At 42.4% G+C, this 15,742-nt stretch carries 20 protein-coding genes; 12 read left to right on the top strand and 8 right to left on the bottom strand.

All coding sequences use genetic code 11. The features are described from left to right. Window positions 1-345 precede the first annotated feature (345 nt). The 3 genes from H9629_RS12345 to H9629_RS15500 all read left to right on the top strand — a co-directional run bounded on the left by H9629_RS12345 (window position 346) and on the right by H9629_RS15500 (window position 2,362). The gene (locus H9629_RS12345; RefSeq protein ID WP_191731187.1) at window positions 346-1,197 is read left to right on the top strand and encodes a 3'(2'),5'-bisphosphate nucleotidase CysQ family protein; all 852 of its coding nucleotides are present in this window, start codon (window positions 346-348) and stop codon (window positions 1,195-1,197) included. A 60-nt stretch (window positions 1,198-1,257) separates the two neighbouring features. Beyond that, window positions 1,258-1,998 (top strand): histidine phosphatase family protein, encoded by a 741-nt coding sequence (locus H9629_RS12340; protein WP_064096051.1) that lies wholly within the window; start codon window positions 1,258-1,260, stop codon window positions 1,996-1,998. A 238-nt stretch (window positions 1,999-2,236) separates the two neighbouring features. Continuing rightward, entirely contained in the window at window positions 2,237-2,362 is a 126-nt protein-coding gene (locus H9629_RS15500; RefSeq protein ID WP_257220449.1) for a hypothetical protein, read from the top strand. Window positions 2,363-2,552: 190 nt separating this feature from the next. Here H9629_RS15500 and rpsT read toward each other — a convergent pair whose 3' ends face one another. Continuing rightward, a complete protein-coding gene (rpsT, locus tag H9629_RS12335) occupies window positions 2,553-2,822 on the bottom strand; it encodes a 30S ribosomal protein S20 (protein WP_005096723.1) in 270 nt (89 codons plus the stop codon). Window positions 2,823-3,036: 214 nt separating this feature from the next. On the opposite strand from rpsT, the gene H9629_RS12330 reads away from it, so the two are divergent. The 3 genes from H9629_RS12330 (at window position 3,037) to H9629_RS12320 (ending at window position 5,104) form a co-directional block, all read left to right on the top strand. Then, window positions 3,037-3,702 carry an NAD(P)H-binding protein gene (locus H9629_RS12330; protein ID WP_191731186.1) on the top strand — a complete coding sequence of 222 codons (666 nt, stop codon included), beginning with the start codon at window positions 3,037-3,039 and terminating at the stop codon, window positions 3,700-3,702. A gap of 11 nt (window positions 3,703-3,713) precedes the next feature. Beyond that, the gene (rraA, locus tag H9629_RS12325; RefSeq protein ID WP_191731185.1) at window positions 3,714-4,223 is read left to right on the top strand and encodes a ribonuclease E activity regulator RraA; all 510 of its coding nucleotides are present in this window, start codon (window positions 3,714-3,716) and stop codon (window positions 4,221-4,223) included. A gap of 101 nt (window positions 4,224-4,324) precedes the next feature. After that, complete coding sequence (locus H9629_RS12320; protein WP_191731184.1) at window positions 4,325-5,104, top strand: glutathione S-transferase N-terminal domain-containing protein; 780 nt, start codon at window positions 4,325-4,327, stop codon at window positions 5,102-5,104. Between the two features lie 78 nt (window positions 5,105-5,182). On the opposite strand, the gene H9629_RS12315 is transcribed toward H9629_RS12320, so the two are convergent. From H9629_RS12315 to H9629_RS12305, 3 genes are read right to left on the bottom strand one after another with little or no spacing between them, the layout of a single operon-like run. Next, window positions 5,183-6,352, bottom strand: coding sequence for a ribosomal protein uL16 3-hydroxylase (locus H9629_RS12315; RefSeq protein ID WP_191731183.1), 1,170 nt, complete (start codon window positions 6,350-6,352; stop codon window positions 5,183-5,185). A gap of 28 nt (window positions 6,353-6,380) precedes the next feature. Beyond that, entirely contained in the window at window positions 6,381-6,974 is a 594-nt protein-coding gene (locus H9629_RS12310) for a Maf family protein (RefSeq protein ID WP_064102050.1), read from the bottom strand. Further along, window positions 6,974-7,357 carry a DUF2237 family protein gene (locus H9629_RS12305; RefSeq protein WP_004279857.1) on the bottom strand — a complete coding sequence of 128 codons (384 nt, stop codon included), beginning with the start codon at window positions 7,355-7,357 and terminating at the stop codon, window positions 6,974-6,976. Before H9629_RS12305 ends, H9629_RS12310 begins: the two co-directional genes overlap by 1 nt. A 139-nt stretch (window positions 7,358-7,496) precedes the next feature. On the opposite strand from H9629_RS12305, the gene H9629_RS12300 reads away from it, so the two are divergent. From H9629_RS12300 to H9629_RS12285, 4 genes are all read left to right on the top strand, one after another. After that, on the top strand, window positions 7,497-8,684 hold the full coding sequence (locus H9629_RS12300; protein WP_064102051.1) for a phosphoglycerate kinase: 1,188 nt from the start codon (window positions 7,497-7,499) through the stop codon (window positions 8,682-8,684). A 151-nt stretch (window positions 8,685-8,835) separates the two neighbouring features. Next, on the top strand, window positions 8,836-9,114 hold the full coding sequence (locus tag H9629_RS12295; protein ID WP_064102052.1) for a hypothetical protein: 279 nt from the start codon (window positions 8,836-8,838) through the stop codon (window positions 9,112-9,114). 120 nt (window positions 9,115-9,234) lie between these two features. Further along, window positions 9,235-10,272, top strand: a complete 1,038-nt coding sequence (gene fba, locus H9629_RS12290; protein ID WP_064096059.1) for a class II fructose-bisphosphate aldolase — start codon at window positions 9,235-9,237, stop codon at window positions 10,270-10,272. 86 nt (window positions 10,273-10,358) lie between these two features. After that, a complete protein-coding gene (locus H9629_RS12285) occupies window positions 10,359-11,213 on the top strand; it encodes a DMT family transporter (RefSeq protein ID WP_064102053.1) in 855 nt (284 codons plus the stop codon). Here the strand turns inward: H9629_RS12285 and H9629_RS15395 are convergent. Next, complete coding sequence (locus tag H9629_RS15395) at window positions 11,176-11,403, bottom strand: hypothetical protein (RefSeq protein WP_081406359.1); 228 nt, start codon at window positions 11,401-11,403, stop codon at window positions 11,176-11,178. The two genes, H9629_RS12285 and H9629_RS15395, sit on opposite strands and share 38 nt — an antisense overlap. Before the next feature lie 107 nt (window positions 11,404-11,510). Further along, entirely contained in the window at window positions 11,511-12,164 is a 654-nt protein-coding gene (nfsB, locus tag H9629_RS12280) for an oxygen-insensitive NAD(P)H nitroreductase (RefSeq protein WP_191731182.1), read from the bottom strand. Window positions 12,165-12,407: 243 nt separating this feature from the next. Here nfsB and hpaI point away from each other — a divergent pair, with 243 nt between their 5' ends. Then, entirely contained in the window at window positions 12,408-13,202 is a 795-nt protein-coding gene (gene hpaI, locus H9629_RS12275) for a 4-hydroxy-2-oxoheptanedioate aldolase (RefSeq protein WP_064096062.1), read from the top strand. 622 nt (window positions 13,203-13,824) lie between these two features. Beyond that, window positions 13,825-14,046: a transposase gene (locus H9629_RS12270; RefSeq protein ID WP_171254949.1), complete on the top strand. Its 222-nt coding sequence runs from the start codon at window positions 13,825-13,827 to the stop codon at window positions 14,044-14,046. A gap of 30 nt (window positions 14,047-14,076) precedes the next feature. On the opposite strand, the gene H9629_RS12265 is transcribed toward H9629_RS12270, so the two are convergent. After that, complete coding sequence (locus H9629_RS12265) at window positions 14,077-14,796, bottom strand: UDP-2,3-diacylglucosamine diphosphatase (RefSeq protein ID WP_064102055.1); 720 nt, start codon at window positions 14,794-14,796, stop codon at window positions 14,077-14,079. A 135-nt stretch (window positions 14,797-14,931) separates the two neighbouring features. Then, window positions 14,932-15,441: a peptidylprolyl isomerase gene (locus H9629_RS12260; RefSeq protein WP_064096065.1), complete on the bottom strand. Its 510-nt coding sequence runs from the start codon at window positions 15,439-15,441 to the stop codon at window positions 14,932-14,934. Window positions 15,442-15,742 lie beyond the last annotated feature (301 nt).

The raw sequence follows: 15,742 nt of genomic DNA, 5'->3' as shown, positions 1-15,742 counted from the left end.
GTCGGAAGCAAAATGCTAGCTCATCTTGCTTCTTTCCAATAATTTAATCTCTGTTGCACTTCATTTGAGAATCTAAGCTTAAAAAAATAATACAAAATCGCGATAGTCGATGGGCGTCTGTAGTCAATCTAGCGAGTAATACCGGTATGCAGCTAAAATTGAAATCGTAGCAAAGTCCTCCAGTTAAGAGTTTCTAACTATTATGAATGTAAGTATATTTTTGAATATGTAGATAAAATTAAATATTAAAGCAAAATGTATCTAAATTAATATTTTGAAACTCTACCCCTGCCTATTGAAAAATATGTTAGGTTTTTCAGAGCATTTGAGAGATTCAGGTTTTCTATGTTTAGAGCAACAGCAACGCCACAAGACCCGATGGTTTTACAGTTTGTGCCCATTTTGACCCAAGCTTGTGAAATTTTGCGAGAAGAATATCAGCGTTATTGTTCTGGTGCAGCTTTTGATGTCATTAAAAAGGATGATAATTCTCCGGTGACTCAGGCAGATTTTCGGGTTAATACTTATCTGACTCGGGCTTTGGCGGAGATTTCAGACTTACCTTTATTGTCTGAAGAAGGGCAAGAGCATGAACGCCGCTCATGGACAGAATTCTGGTTGCTTGATCCGCTAGATGGGACCAAAGAGTTTTTGCACCAACGGCCTGAATTCACCGTTAATTTAAGTCTGGTCAGAGGCAGTTTAACCACTTTTGCCATATTGGCGGTTCCTGAGCGGCAACTGATTTATTTCTGTCCAGAGCAGGGATTGCCTTATAAATATGATATTCGAACTATGGCCTGGTTCGAATATGAAGCGTCTTTGACAACTAGAATACTTGCTGTAGGGTTGAGCCAAAGCAGCCAGCAGAAACCGAAATATACCGAGTATTTGCAAAGTCTGGCCAAGCTTACTGACTATACGGAATTTAAAGCGGGCAGTGCCTATAAATTTTGCCTGATGTTAGAAGATCAAGTGGATATCTATCCACGCTTTCATCCGACCTCGGAATGGGATACCAGTGCTGGTCAATGTATGCTCGAACGAATTGGTGGTGGCCTAGTCGATTTTAAAGGCCGTCCATTTACCTATAATCATCGGGATACCTTGCTGAATGGCGGATTCATTGCCTTTAAAAATAATGAGATGAAAAATATTGCATTGCAGGCAGTGTCTGACATGCAGACTGAGCATTGAGCAAAATCCTGAGCGTGTTATAGTGGTAATTAAGCTATTACAAATCCACTAGGCTGTAACGTGTCCCTGAAACTGCTTCCTCCGAGTATGTTGAGTGCAATTGATTTATTGCCCGATGTACAGACGCCTGTCACCTTATTCACACGACATTCGATTCGTGAGGATGTGCGGGGGCAGGGTTTAGCGGGTTATGACCTGCAACTGACCAGTCAGGGGCGGGATCTGGCGCAAGAATGGGGCGCTTATCTGGCTGATCAGACGGATCGCATGATCCATCACTGTATTTCAAGTCCGATCCAGCGCTGTATCGATACCGCTGCCCTGATGATTGAAGGAGCAGATGCAGTCACTCCTGAGCAAAATACCCATAACATTGAAATTATAGAGCAGGGACTTCTGGTTGAGCCTGGCAGTTTTGTGCTGGACATTCAAAAAGCCGGACCTTATTTCGCCAAGCAGGGTGCGCTCGGCTTCATTAACAGTTTTGTCAATAATGCCTTGCCGGGGATGAAACAGCCGATTCATGGTGTGGTGGATGTGCTGGAACTGATTTACAACACTCATCCGCAAAATAAATATGGATTGAGTCTGGCCGTCAGTCACGATACCATTTTGGCAGCAATGATTGCGGTGATGTCGGGACGTCAGGATGTTAGTCGGGAAGACTGGCCAAAAATGATGGAAGGGTTATTTGTCTGGTTCGAGGGAGATATATTTTTAGAGTCCAAACTAAAATGGATCTGGCGTGGTCAGGTACATGAACTGGATATTGCTGATTTTAAGCGCTCACAGACTTCTTAAATAAAATTATTTTATCCAAGACTCAATTGTTCGCAGCAATTGAGTTTTTTATTTTTAGCTGGAAAATTTATAAAGATGCTGAACTTCTGTATTGATCATCAACTATAAGTCAGTCTAAAACGTTAAAGAGTAAATTCTAAAATAGCATTTTTTACATTTATAAGATAAAAGTTCAATAATGTAACGCTGAAAATTATCTATGCTTGATAGATATGGAAATCTTCTTGAGAAAAAAATTATGAAAATTATTACAGTTTTAAGCCTGATCGCGATTTTGGGTTTAACCGCATGTCAAAAACGGGACACTGACAATTCGAAACAGGACAAAACGACTTCGCCATCCTCGATGGATAAAGATCGATAAGTTAAAAAACTTGAAAGTAGAAATAGGACTTGGTTGTGAATTTATTAAATAGTTATCCAATCTCAGTACGGTATTGGCCGGTTAAATACATCAGCCAGGTGGCATGAATATGAAGATTGATATTTTTTCTTTAAATTTTCTAAATTTCAGATACAAAAAAAGCCCTAAAAAGGGCTTTTCTTATTTGCGATTAGTTAGAAGCTAGTGCTTTAACTTGCGCGTTCAAGCGGCTCTTGTGACGAGCTGCTTTGTTTTTATGGATGATGCCTTTGTCAGCCATGCGGTCGATTACTGGAACAAGCGTTTTGTACGCTTCAGTAGCAACAGCATAGTCATTAGTGCTGATAGCAGCTAATGTACGTTTAAGATAGGTACGAACCATAGAACGCAAGCTTGCGTTGTGTTTGCGTGCTTTAACGTTTTGACGAGCACGTTTTTTAGCTTGAGCAGAGTTTGCCACTCGTGCACTCCTTGAAATTGATTGGTCTGGGCGGGCTGAAACTCAACTGAAAACCAACATCAGAGGAATTATCACCAGCCCGTAAACAAGTGCCATATTCTGATTAAACTAAGCACCGAAGTCAAGTCTTGACATGCTTTGACAACATTTTAGATGCAGAAAAATTCTAAAGAAAACGTTAGATTAGTATTCCACCTAGGAGATCGTATAAAAAATGACTAAATCACTGACTCATCCCGTTGTTATAGGTGCCACCGGATTGGTAGGGAAACAACTAATAAAACGTTTGCAGGAAGAACCCACTTGCCAGCAGATTACTGCAGTGGTCAGAAAATATCAAAAAGATCTGGATGCTCTGGATAAAGTTCAACAACTGGTATTAGAAGATTTCCTGATGCTGAATGATCAGGATGTCAGCCAGCATAGCCATGGTTTTAGCTGTCTGGGTAGCACTATGAAAAAAGCTGGATCCAAACAGGCATTTTATAGTATTGACTATACGATAAACGCACACTTTGCAGAGCTATTGCAACAGACTTCAGCGCATTACCTGCTGCTGAGTGCGATGGGCGCCAATTCGCAATCACATTTTTACTATAACCGGGTTAAAGGCGAACTGGAGGATTATGTGCAAACATTGACCCTGGATAAAATCAGTCTGATTCGGCCTTCATTGCTTATTGGTGAACGTCCAGAACAGCGTTTTCTAGAAGATATCGCGCAGCAGGTTTACCATAAAGTATCGTGTTTTATTCCTGACAATTTTGTTTACAAGCCAGTGACAGCTGAACAGGTCGCTCATACTATGGTCGAGGCCGCGCTGACCCAGACGGTAAAATTTGAAATTTATGATAATTTACGTATACAAAAAATGAAATGAGGGGAAACACCGTGTCTACAGCAGCATTTGTTACCTGTGACTTGTTAGATGACCATCCTGAGCTAGAGCTTCAAGTAGTTACACCTTGTCTGGACGGTAAACTTTTTAAGAGTTATGGAGCTCGAAAAACTTTTGGCGGTCAGATTGTGACAGTAAAATGTTTTGAAGATAACTCGCGGGTGAAAGAGTTGTTGGCCACAGATGGAACCGGCAAGGTACTGGTGGTAGATGGTGGTGCATCAATGCGCTGCGCCTTGATGGGTGACCTGATTGCAGAGTCAGCCGTAAAAAATCACTGGAATGGCGTAATTATTTACGGCTGTGTACGCGATGTCGATGCACTCGCTGAACTTGATCTTGGTGTGCATGCCTTAGCTGCGATTCCGCAAAAGAGCAACCGTAAAGGCATTGGTGAAGTTGATATACCACTGTACTTCGGTGGCGTTACCTTTCAATCAGGTGAATACGTCTATGCAGACAATAATGGTGTCGTTTTGTCTAAAGAAAAACTGGTGAACTAATCCTGTTTATTGAAAACATACAAAAATCAGCTATAACGTGAAAGTTCGGCAGTTTAGATTGCAGCTTTCACGGCTTTAAAACAATAAAGAGGATAGACGATATGTTAGGTCATCAGATTAAAGTAGCACAGGCATTGGCATCTGCATTTCTGGAAGGCGGTCGAGGAACGACTGGAACCCCGTTTCCAAACCAGCCTGAAAAGCCGCTAAAGCTTTATGAATACGAAGGCTCACCATTCTGTCGCCGTGTGCGTGAAGTGATGACTTTATTGAACCTCGATTACGAAGTGTATCCATGTCCACGAGGTGGTAAACGCTTTCGTCCCGAAGTAAAACAGCAGGGCGGTAAACTTCAGTTCCCATTTTTAGTGGATGAAAACACGGGAGATAAGCTCTACGAATCTCAGGATATTATTCACCACCTATTTAAGCATTATGGCAAAACCGGTAAAACCCCAGCCAAATATGCAAATTATCCAAAGGTGCCAGTTGCTGCCATTGCCGGTACGATGGTGAACGGCCTGCGCGGTGGTATGGCGAAACCCTTAAAGAAAGATAAACCTGCACCTGCACAGCTTCTTGAACTGTGGGGCTTTGAAGCCAGCCCATATACCCGCATTGTCCGTGGTGTATTGTCTGAGCTGGAAATTCCCTATATCTACCATAATGTAGCGAAAGAGCGCTGGCAGGATCAGGGTCTGGCAAAACTGCGACTAAAACCGGGTAAATATGAACCATTGCCGGGCGGTAAGCGTGAACATGTCTTAGAAGTGATGGGAAATAATATTCAGGTACCTTATCTGGTCGACCCGAATACCAATGTGAAAATGTTCGAATCGAAAGATATTGTGGATTATCTAAAACGTCACTATGGATCTTGATTCCTGTAAGTGTTTTAAATGAAAGAATTCCTGAGTCAGAAAAAAAAGAGGATCATTTGATCCTCTTTTTTATATTTCTTATTCTTCTTCAGCAGGTGGAACCAGCATGAGAATTGATTCATTGAGCAGATCTGCCAGATCTTCCAGCATATCTTCATCAGCAAAGTCCAGATCCAGCATCACAGACTCACCATTGGCAATCAGCTTGAGTTTTTCTGCAAAAGCTTCCGAGACACATAAACCTTCGCCATTGCCCCAGAACAGTACTTCACCATCTTCTTCAGTATAAAGCAGGCGTGATGCAGGCTCGAGCATAATGCTATAACCCTGATCCAATGCCTCTTCCAGGTCGCCCGTACCAATTTCCTCAGCTTCCGGAAGGTTTTCTGGGTATTTGGGTTCAGACATCAGACTCATAATGGCATCTTCAAGTACATTGGAGTTATGCAGCTGCTCCATGATTTTTCCTTTCAGATATTCAAGCTCATTCGCTGTGACTTCACCAGCAGCACTGATTTGATCACGAATGATGTCAGTCAGAGGATTGCGTAAAGCTTCATTTTCGGCAAACTTGTCGCCGACACGATCCATCATGTCACTGACATTCGGCATACGGAAACCGAAAGAATAAGTCAGGCAGTCATCTTCAGCGACGCCGTAGTGAGCCAGACCAGGCGGCACATAGAGCAAGTCGCCAGGTGCCAGGACTTCATCAAAATTAACTTCCATTTCTGGTAACAGTTTGAGTGGTTGACCCGGAACGAATGGAGTTTCGGCATCACATATTTGCCCAAGCTGCCAGCGACGGTGGCCATAGCCTTGTACCAGAAATACATCATAGAAGTCGAAATGTTTGCCGACTGAACCGCCTTGCGGTGCATAAGACACCATAATGTCATCGCGACGCCATTGTGGAATAAACGGGAATTTTTTCCAAAGTGCCGACAGGTCAAATGAATAATGATCTACGGCCTGAACCAGAAGTGTCCAGAGTTTGGGCATCTTCTGGAAATCTGCTTTGAGTAAAGGCGAAGATTTCACGCTCCACTGATTCGGATCACGGTCTTTCTGCTTGATGAGACGGGCAGTGACATGTTCTTCAAGCGCAAGTTCCATCACATCATTGGGTTCAAGCAAACTGACGATTTCAGGCATTGCATTACGTACCAGTAAAGGTTTCTTTTGCCAGTATTCACTAAGAAATTGTTCAGCGGTCATACCGCCTAATACGTCTAAAGGTTGAGACATAGATTACAGCCTGAATTTAAGGGGGAGATTAAGGAACCAAAATTTTTAATTCACGAAGAATATGACAGAGCTTGATCATCGGCATGCCCATCAGCGTAGTCTGGTCTTGTCCGATCATTTCTTCAAACAAGCTGATACCCAGGCTTTCACATTTGAAACTGCCTGCACAATGTAACGGCTGTTCAATTTCGATATAGCGCTCGATTTCGGCCTGAGACAGTTTACGAAACTTGACTTTATAGTGTTCAACCAGACTTTGTTCAAAACCGGTCGATAGCTGCTGCACACTGAGCGCCGTACTGAAATATACAATCTTGTCCGAGTTGGCTTGTAGCTGGCGAATAGCTTTTTCAGTCGTTAATGGTTTACCGATAAAAATATCCGGTGCACCTTCACGCCATGCCACCTGATCTGAGCCGATCACAATCGCTTCTGGATTCTGTTCAGCAATATATCTGGCTTTTTCAAAAGCCAGTCGTTGTGCCAGATCATCTGCATGATTTTCCCCGCGAGGAGACTCATCAATATCCGGAACTACGGAAATATAATCAATATGCAAACGATCCATCAGCGCTTTACGGGTTTGACTGGATGATGCCAAGATAATCTGTACAGAATTCATTAGACAGCATATTCCTCAAGAATATTTAACGGTACGTAAGCAAGAACAGCTTTGTGACAGGCTTGCAGCTTGATCGGGGGTGCCTGACCGGCTTCATAGGCTTCTACCCAGCGCGTCACGCAGATACACCAGAAATCGCCAGGCTGCAGGCCGGGAAAGTCCAGTTCAGGTAAAGGTGTAATCAGATCATTACCGACTTTTTGGGAAAAATTCAGAAACTCTGAAGTCATTTGCGCACATACCGTATGTTGCCCCAGATCAGTGGTTGCAGTATGGCAAAAGCCATTGCGGAAATACCCGGTAATCGGATCGAAGCAACAGCTGGACAAAGGCTCACCTAACACGTTCAAACGGTTAAGATTTGGATCAGGATGTATCGACATAGGGACTGAATCTAAAAGAGGCTTTTTTCTATCATAACAAAACTTTGGCATTCATAATGATTTCTGCAAAAGATGCTAACCTTTTTCTGCATAATCATTTAAAATCGGCTGGTTTTAATATCTATAAAGTGAGCTCTACATGAACTTTCAGCGTATGACTGACCTCGATTTAGCAGGTAAACGTGTTCTGATCCGTGAAGATTTAAACGTTCCTGTTAAGAATGGTGTGATCACCAGCGATGCGCGTCTTCGTGCAGCATTGCCAACGATTAAAGCAGCACTAGAAAAAGGCGCTGCAGTAATGGTGTATTCTCATCTGGGTCGTCCGGTTGAAGGTGAGCCTAAGGCTGAACAGTCACTTGCTCCTGTAGCGGCTTACCTGACTGAAGCTTTGGGTCAGGAAGTGAAACTGTTCACTGACTATTTAGATGGCGTTGATGTTCAGCCAGGTCAGGTTGTTTTGCTTGAAAACTGTCGTTTTAATGTGGGTGAAAAGAAAAACAACCCTGAGCTTGCAGCAAAATATGCAGCACTTTGCGACGTATTTGTAATGGATGCCTTTGGTACAGCGCACCGTGCAGAGGCCTCAACTGAAGGCGTAGCGCGTTTAGCGAAAGTTGCAGCAGCAGGTCCTTTATTGGCAGCTGAACTGGATGCGCTTGGCCGTGCACTGAAAACTCCAGAAAAACCAATGGTGGCGATTGTTGCAGGTTCTAAAGTTTCAACCAAACTTGATGTTTTGACTTCACTGTCTGATATCTGTGATCAATTGATTGTGGGTGGTGGTATTGCCAATACATTCCTTGCTGCAGCGGGTTATAACGTAGGTAAATCATTGTGTGAAAAAGACCTGATCGATACAGCAAAAGCCATTGCTGCAAAAGTATCAGTTCCGCTTCCTACTGACGTTGTGGTTGCAGATGCCTCTGAAATCAACTTTGAAGATTTCTTGGGTTCATTGGCTGCAGCCAAAGCAACGGTGAAAAACGTTGCAGATGTTGCTGATAACGACATGATTCTAGACGTTGGCCCGGAAACTGCAAAAGCATTTGCAGAAATCCTGAAAACCTCTAAAACCATTCTTTGGAATGGCCCGGTCGGCGTATTTGAAGTAGATCAATTCGGTGAAGGTACTAAAACTTTATCTTTAGCAATTGCTGAATCGGAAGGTTTCTCGATCGCGGGTGGTGGTGACACTCTGGCTGCGATTGACAAGTATGAAGTGGCTGACAAGATTGGCTATATCTCGACGGGTGGTGGTGCATTCCTTGAGTTTGTTGAAGGTAAAACACTTCCTGCAGTTGCAGTGCTATTAGAACGTGCTTAAGTGTAGGTTCTGATTTAAAAAGCTGGCATGATGCCAGCTTTTTTTTATTTTTATAGACCAGAGATTCTGAATCCGTTCATCATTTGGTCATTAAAATGCAATAAACCTGTCATATGATGCAGACCATGAGTCAACAAAACGAGATCTCCTGATGAAACAGCAACTCACTTTAGCTGCATTACTGGCAGCATCTTTGGCCTTAACCGCATGTGCGAAACAGGAAAGTGCCCCAGAATCTGAAGTAGAAGGTTCAGCACCTGTTGCTGCAGAAACCGTAAGCCCAGAACAACAGGCAGCAATTAATGCCATTGATAAGCCGGTTCTGGATGAAAAAAATATGGATGTCCCGCCTGAAATTGCCAATGCGTCGGCAGATGCAGCTACACCAGATGAGTCTGGAGCCGCAGCTTCTGAGCCTGTTACACACTAAGTGAGAGTACGCAAGTGAAAATCCCTGCAAAAGCAGGGATTTTTTATAAAATATTGTATTTTTTGGCTGTATTGAAATAGTTGAACATGTAGAATATGGCCCATTACCTGGGAGGATATTATGGCTCTTATTTCGATGCGCCAGCTCTTGGATCACGCCGGCGAACATGCATACGGCGTACCAGCGTTTAACGTAAACAACTTAGAACAAATGCGTGCAATCATGCTCGCAGCAGATGCAACCAATTCACCTGTAATCGTACAGGCGTCTGCGGGTGCACGTAAATATGCAGGTGCTCCGTTCTTGCGTCACCTGATTTTGGCTGCAATTGAAGAATGGCCACATATTCCAGTGGTAATGCATCAGGATCACGGTACGAGCCCTGACATTTGTCAGCGTTCTATCCAGTTGGGCTTTACTTCGGTCATGATGGACGGCTCACTGGGTGAAGACGGTAAAACACCAACTTCATACGAATACAACGTCGACGTTACTCGCCGTACTGTCCAAATGGCACATGCATGTGGCGTTTCAGTAGAAGGTGAAATCGGCTGTCTGGGTAGCCTGGAAACAGGAATGGCAGGCGAAGAAGATGGCGTAGGCGCTGAAGGCGTACTTGACCATTCTCAGCTTCTGACTTCTGTTGAAGAAGCGCGTCAATTCGTTGCAGATACCAATGTTGATGCATTAGCAATTGCAGTCGGTACTTCTCATGGTGCCTACAAGTTTACTCGTCCACCTACAGGCGATATTCTTGCGATTGACCGCATCAAAGAAATTCATGCAGCTCTGCCAAATACTCATCTTGTTATGCACGGTTCAAGCTCTGTGCCACAAGAATGGCTAGCAGTGATTAACCAGTATGGCGGTGACATCAAAGAAACGTATGGTGTACCTGTTGAGCAACTGGTTGAAGCGATCAAGCACGGTGTGCGTAAAATTAATATCGACACTGACTTGCGTTTGGCGTCTACAGGTGCAATGCGCCGTATGATGGCTGAAAAACCAAGCGAATTCGATCCACGTAAATTCTTCAGTGCAACTGTAGATGCAATGAAGCAAATCTGTATTGATCGTTACGAAGCTTTTGGTACTGCAGGTAATGCAGACAAGATTCGCCCGATTTCTCTAGAGAAAATGGTTGAGCGTTATAAATAATTCCTGATGAATGATTTATAAGAAGGGCCCACAGCAAATGTGGGCTTTTTTATGCATAAATAAAGATGAAAAAATAAGAGCAGCGTATGGAACTGATTTTTATTGCAGCATTATGTAGTGTTGTAGTCTCAATATTATTAAAAGTCGCCAGGAACAAGGGCTTGAGCCCGATTCACATGATTAGCTGGAATTATGCCTCAGCTAGTCTCTTATGTTTTGTCTGGTTCAAGCCTGATATTCAGCATATTTCAATGACCCAGACACCGTGGTTACTCATTTTAGCCTTGGGTATTTTGCTTCCAAGCGTGTTCCTGTTTCTGGCTCAGGCCTTACAGACAGCGGGAATTTTAAAAACAGAAATTGCCCAGCGTCTCTCGGTGGTTTTATCTCTGGCGGCAGCCTATTTTATTTTTCAGGAACAGTTCAACCAGCTAAAAATACTGGGTATTGCCTTGGGGATCAGTGCAGTACTGTGCATTCTGCTTTCACATCGCCAAAGTAGCGGGCAGGGCAGTCAGGGAATGTTATATCTGGGTTTGGTCTGGATGGGTTATGCACTGATTGATGTATTGTTGAAATATACGACCAGCTTGGGTTTGCAATTTGCCGTAGCGCTTAATCTGATGTTTGTATGCGCCATGATTCTATCGATGCTGTATCTACTACTCAAATATCATCATCTGGGGTCCGGCAAGGACATCGGCTTAGGCCTGCTACTGGGCGTACTGAACTTCGCCAACATCGCCTTTTATGTCAAGGCACATATGCTGCTTAAAGATACACCGGCAATCGTGTTTGCCGGCATGAATATTCTGGTAGTCATTTTTGGTGTAATTGCAGGGTTGCTGATCTTTAAGGAGCGCCTCAAACCTGCAAGCACGATAGGATTAATCCTAGGTGTGATCAGTGTGATTTGCCTAGCTTATGCAATGTCTGTCTAACATAGGAAGAGGCAAATTCAAGCGGATAACGCAGCAGGTCTTGTTTTTCTGCCCGTCCCAGCAGCAAGCCGGCCTGTTTACAGTCGGGACAATGCGGATAACGATACTGGGAATGCGCATAATGGTGTAAATAGATTTTATCGCAATGTTTGCATTCGAATTTTAAGGAGCGGGAAGCTATAACAGACATGGATACCTCTAATTGTTATTCTAGTTAGATATTTGGAGAATAAAGCAAAAAATAGGCCCGAATTGATATGCAAAGGGGCACTTGGCCCCTTTTATAACATAATTTAATTACAGTTTGGTGAAAATATCTTCGGCAGGTAGGCGTGATTTAGGTAGCTTGGCATTGAAGTCATTTTCACTGCGATAGCCTAAAGTCAACAATACGGAAGGGATCAAACCCTGTTCTGCAAGTTGTAGTTCTTCACTGATAATCTCTTCATCAAAACCGCCAATCGGTGTGGCATCGATACCTTCAATTCCGGCAGCCAGAAGCAACTGGCCTAGTGCAATAAAGGTCTGGTTTTCCGCCCAGCGCTGAATATCTCCTTTTTCATTACGATAGTAATGTATATAGCCTGCGCGTGTATTTTTCTGGCCTTCCTTGGCAGATTCATCTTTAAAACGGCCGCTAAGATCATCACGGTTTAATAAGTTGTCTAAATGTTGCTCATTAATATCTGCTTTGGTGCAGAATAAAATGGTATGTGAAGAATCCAGAACTTTGGGTGCATTGTAGGCATAAGTGCCGACCAAGGCTTTTGCAATGCGCTTTTTGGCAGCATCATGATCCGCAATCAAAAAATGCCACGGCTGAATATTGATCGAAGAGGGGGTAAGACGCAAAATTTCTAACAGGCGATCAAACTGGGCTGGGGGGATTTTTTTGCTAGGATCATAGGCTTTAGTGGTGTAGCGATTTTGCGCGATCTTGAGTAAATCCATCAATGGACTCCAATCTTTTCAAATAAGCAGCGGGTAGGGATTTTAACTATATACACTTTCCTATTCCCCAGATTATTACAATAAAACAGCATCTAGCAAAGCCAATTCTAAAATGATCTTGAACTGTGTGTCAGCCAAACTTAGAGCTAAATCAGATTAAAAACTATTTTTTGTCTATTGGCACTTTTAAGCAAGAAGCGTTTAATAAGAGGCATCGGCAGCAACATGCAAATAGGTTAGCGGATGCAAGTGACCAATTATTTTAAACACAAACTTAAAACCCAGCAGCAAATCGGCTTATGGATTGGACTGGCCGATGCCTATGGTACCGAGATTGCAGCCAATGCAGGCTACGACTGGTTGTTGATTGATGGTGAGCATGCACCCAGTGATCTGAGAACGACCTTGTCACAACTGCAAAGTATTGCTGCTTATCCCTCGCAAGCCGTAGTACGGCCGCCCATTGGCAGCGTACAACTGATTAAGCAGCTCCTTGATATCGGAGCACAAACGCTGTTGATTCCGATGGTGGAAACTGTGGAACAGGCCGAGCTTATGGTAAAGGCAGTTCGTTATCCGCCTGAAGGGATTCGTGGTGTAGGCGCTGCGCTGGCACGTGCTACCCGCTGGAACAGTATTCCGGATTATTATCAAAGGGCTCATGAGGAAATCTGTCTATTAATTCAGATTGAATCAGTGACAGGGCTGGAAAATCTGGATGCTATTCTTCAGCTTGACGGGATTGATGGGGTATTTATTGGTGCGGTAGACTTGTCTGCGACCATGGGCTATCAAGGTGATCCAAATCATCCTGAAGTGCAAAAAGCAGTAGTAGATGCCATTCAACGTATTCGTGCTGCCGGCAAGGCCGCAGGGATTTTGTCGACCCAGCATGAAGTGACTCAGAAATATCTCGAGCTTGGTACTGAGTTTGTCGCTGTGGGCGTGGATACCAGCGTTTTGATGAATTCTTTACGTGATCTGCTAGGAAAATATAGAAAGGATATCAATGTAATTCACCTGACTGGCGGCTATTAATCAATAAGAACTTCTGAATGAATAGCTTACTTAGGTTTTGATTTATTTTTAATCAAAAACTGTCTAAGAAAGCTATTCATTCAAATATAAGAAAATCCTAATGAATCTTCAGGGAGCGGAACAGTTTTTACAAGAACAGCAAAGCATTTGAGAGAATAAGTGCCAGCAAAGACATCAATAAGTACAGAAAGCGTGTTTCATAATTCATATCTTTTTTCGCAGTTTTAAATAGTGTTGTTTTTATTGTGAATTATCAAAAAACAGCAGAATGGAACTTTCTATTCTTAGTGCTAAGCTGACTGTCGATGATATTTATTATGAACTATTTAAGATCGGGTTATGTCTAACTCATAAAATAAGATTTACAAAATAAGGGTTTAAAGCATAATTCAAATCGTTATTTGTAATGACAATGTATGTTTGCTTTCCTAAGAAATAAAGGGTATAGTGGCAAAACTTCGAGCGAGTATAGTTCTCGCTTTTATTATTTTAGCTGATTGTGATTCACTTTTGGTTCAAGCATTTAAGCTTGAATAACATCTAGTAACTACAGAATTATTATACAAATTTGGTTTTATTAATCTCTTTGTACTGTCACAAAAAGCTCATATTATGAGTAAATATTTTGAATATATTAAATGAATGGCATGTCGCCACTGCCGTAAATGGTGGTGAAATTAACGTTAAATTAGTTCCTTTAAAGCGTAAACAGAGCACTCTGGATGGTTTTATCTGGGTAGAAGTTGGAAAAATGATCCAGCTGCAAACTGGTGAGGAAATCCTTTTTAATCTTGATGGTAAAAGCTTTTATACCGGTGTGAACCAGCTTTATCGTTTGTGTTAAGCTAATCTATATCTTAAAAAAAGTGGCTGATTAATATCGCCACTTTTTTAGTTTCAGCATATCAAAATTTTGGTCTGGCTTGATTTCCAGAATTTCAGCATATTCCTGTTTCCAGTCACCCAGTACAATGCGCTTTTTATTAGCTGCTTGATGAATGGCAGCCCGATGTGTATGACCGTGAATCAGCACATCAGCTTGTTTGAAGGCAGTTTCTACGGCAGATGCATTCACATCCATCACGGCATAGCTTTTTAATTGCTGCGCTTCATGGCTTTTTTTACGAAAGCCACTGGCCAGTCTGGCACGAAAGCTGAGCGGCATTTTGCGTAATACGCCTAAAACCCAAGGATGACGAATTATTTTTCTAAACCGTTGATAGGACACATCGTCGGTACACAGAGCATCGCCATGTTCAATGCGATATCGGGTCGAGCCAATATTAAAATGGGCAATCTCTGGCAAAAGTTGTCCAGAAAATTGATCCAAAAAATCCTGACCTAAGGCAAAGTCCCGATTACCTACCAGAAAATAAACCTGATTGCCTGCTTGAGTAAACTGTTTTAATGCAATGACAATCTCGTCCAGCCATGGAGAGGTATAGTCATCGCCAATCCAAGCATTGAACCAGTCACCCAGAATATACAGGTGGGTGTTTCGATCTTGATATTCAGTTAATAAATCTAAAAACCCCCGAACAAGTCGAGGGTGATCAGGTGACAAATGTAAATCTGAGATAAACAGATAGGTCACGAATCTTTTCCTTCTTTAATTTAATCCCTCCTGATCTCCCTTTGAAAAAGGGAGGAAAACCTTATTTTGATAAAAGGTGATTCCCTCCTTTATTAAAGGACTTGCGTAGCAGTGCTACTCAGGGAGGATTTAAACTTATTCAGAAATGATTTTTGCAGATTCGATCACGACATTTTCTAGAGGAACGTCAGCGTGATAGCCACGGTTACCAGTACGCACGTTTTTGATTTCATTTACAACATCCATACCTTCAACAACTTTACCAAATACGGCATAGCCCCAACCTTGAGCAGTTTTGCCAGTGTGGTTCAGGAATGAGTTGTTTTTCACGTTAATGAAGAACTGGGCAGAAGCAGAGTGCGGAGCCTGAGTACGCGCCATTGCAATCGTACCTTCGTCATTGGTCAAGCCATTGTCTGCTTCGTTTTCGATTGCATCACGTGTTGCTTTTTCCTTGAAGTTTTCATCCATGCCGCCACCCTGGATCATGAAACCATCAATAACACGGTGGAAAATTACGCCGTCATAAAAACCGTCACGTACGTATTCTAAAAAGTTAGCTACGGTTTTAGGTGCTTTTTCAGTATTGAGTTCTAGAACAATACGACCTTTATTGGTGTTTAATTCGACTTGAGGAAAACTCATTGTGTAATCTCCTGATCATGGACAAGTGCCATGGTTTTTTCTGAATGAGTGAAGCATAAGCAAACTGCGTTCGACAAGGCAAGTAAAAACATTATTTTCTTTGTTAAAAGCATAAAAATAATACCTTATTTATACGTTGATTTATCAAGGCATTTCAAATACTGACAGACATGGCGTAATATTTCTGACAAGCATGGATTAAAACATTTTCTAATCTTTTAACGCCTGGATAGTTTGGTTATAGACAGGTTGCCGTATTTTCACTTTTTAAAATGAGTGAATTGAAATCAAATACCCGAGT

It is taken from the genome of Acinetobacter pecorum (assembly GCF_014837015.1).
Lineage (GTDB): Bacteria > Pseudomonadota > Gammaproteobacteria > Pseudomonadales > Moraxellaceae > Acinetobacter > Acinetobacter pecorum.
Note: the sequence above shows the minus strand (reverse complement) of the source record. Positions and strands in the feature narration are given on the sequence as shown.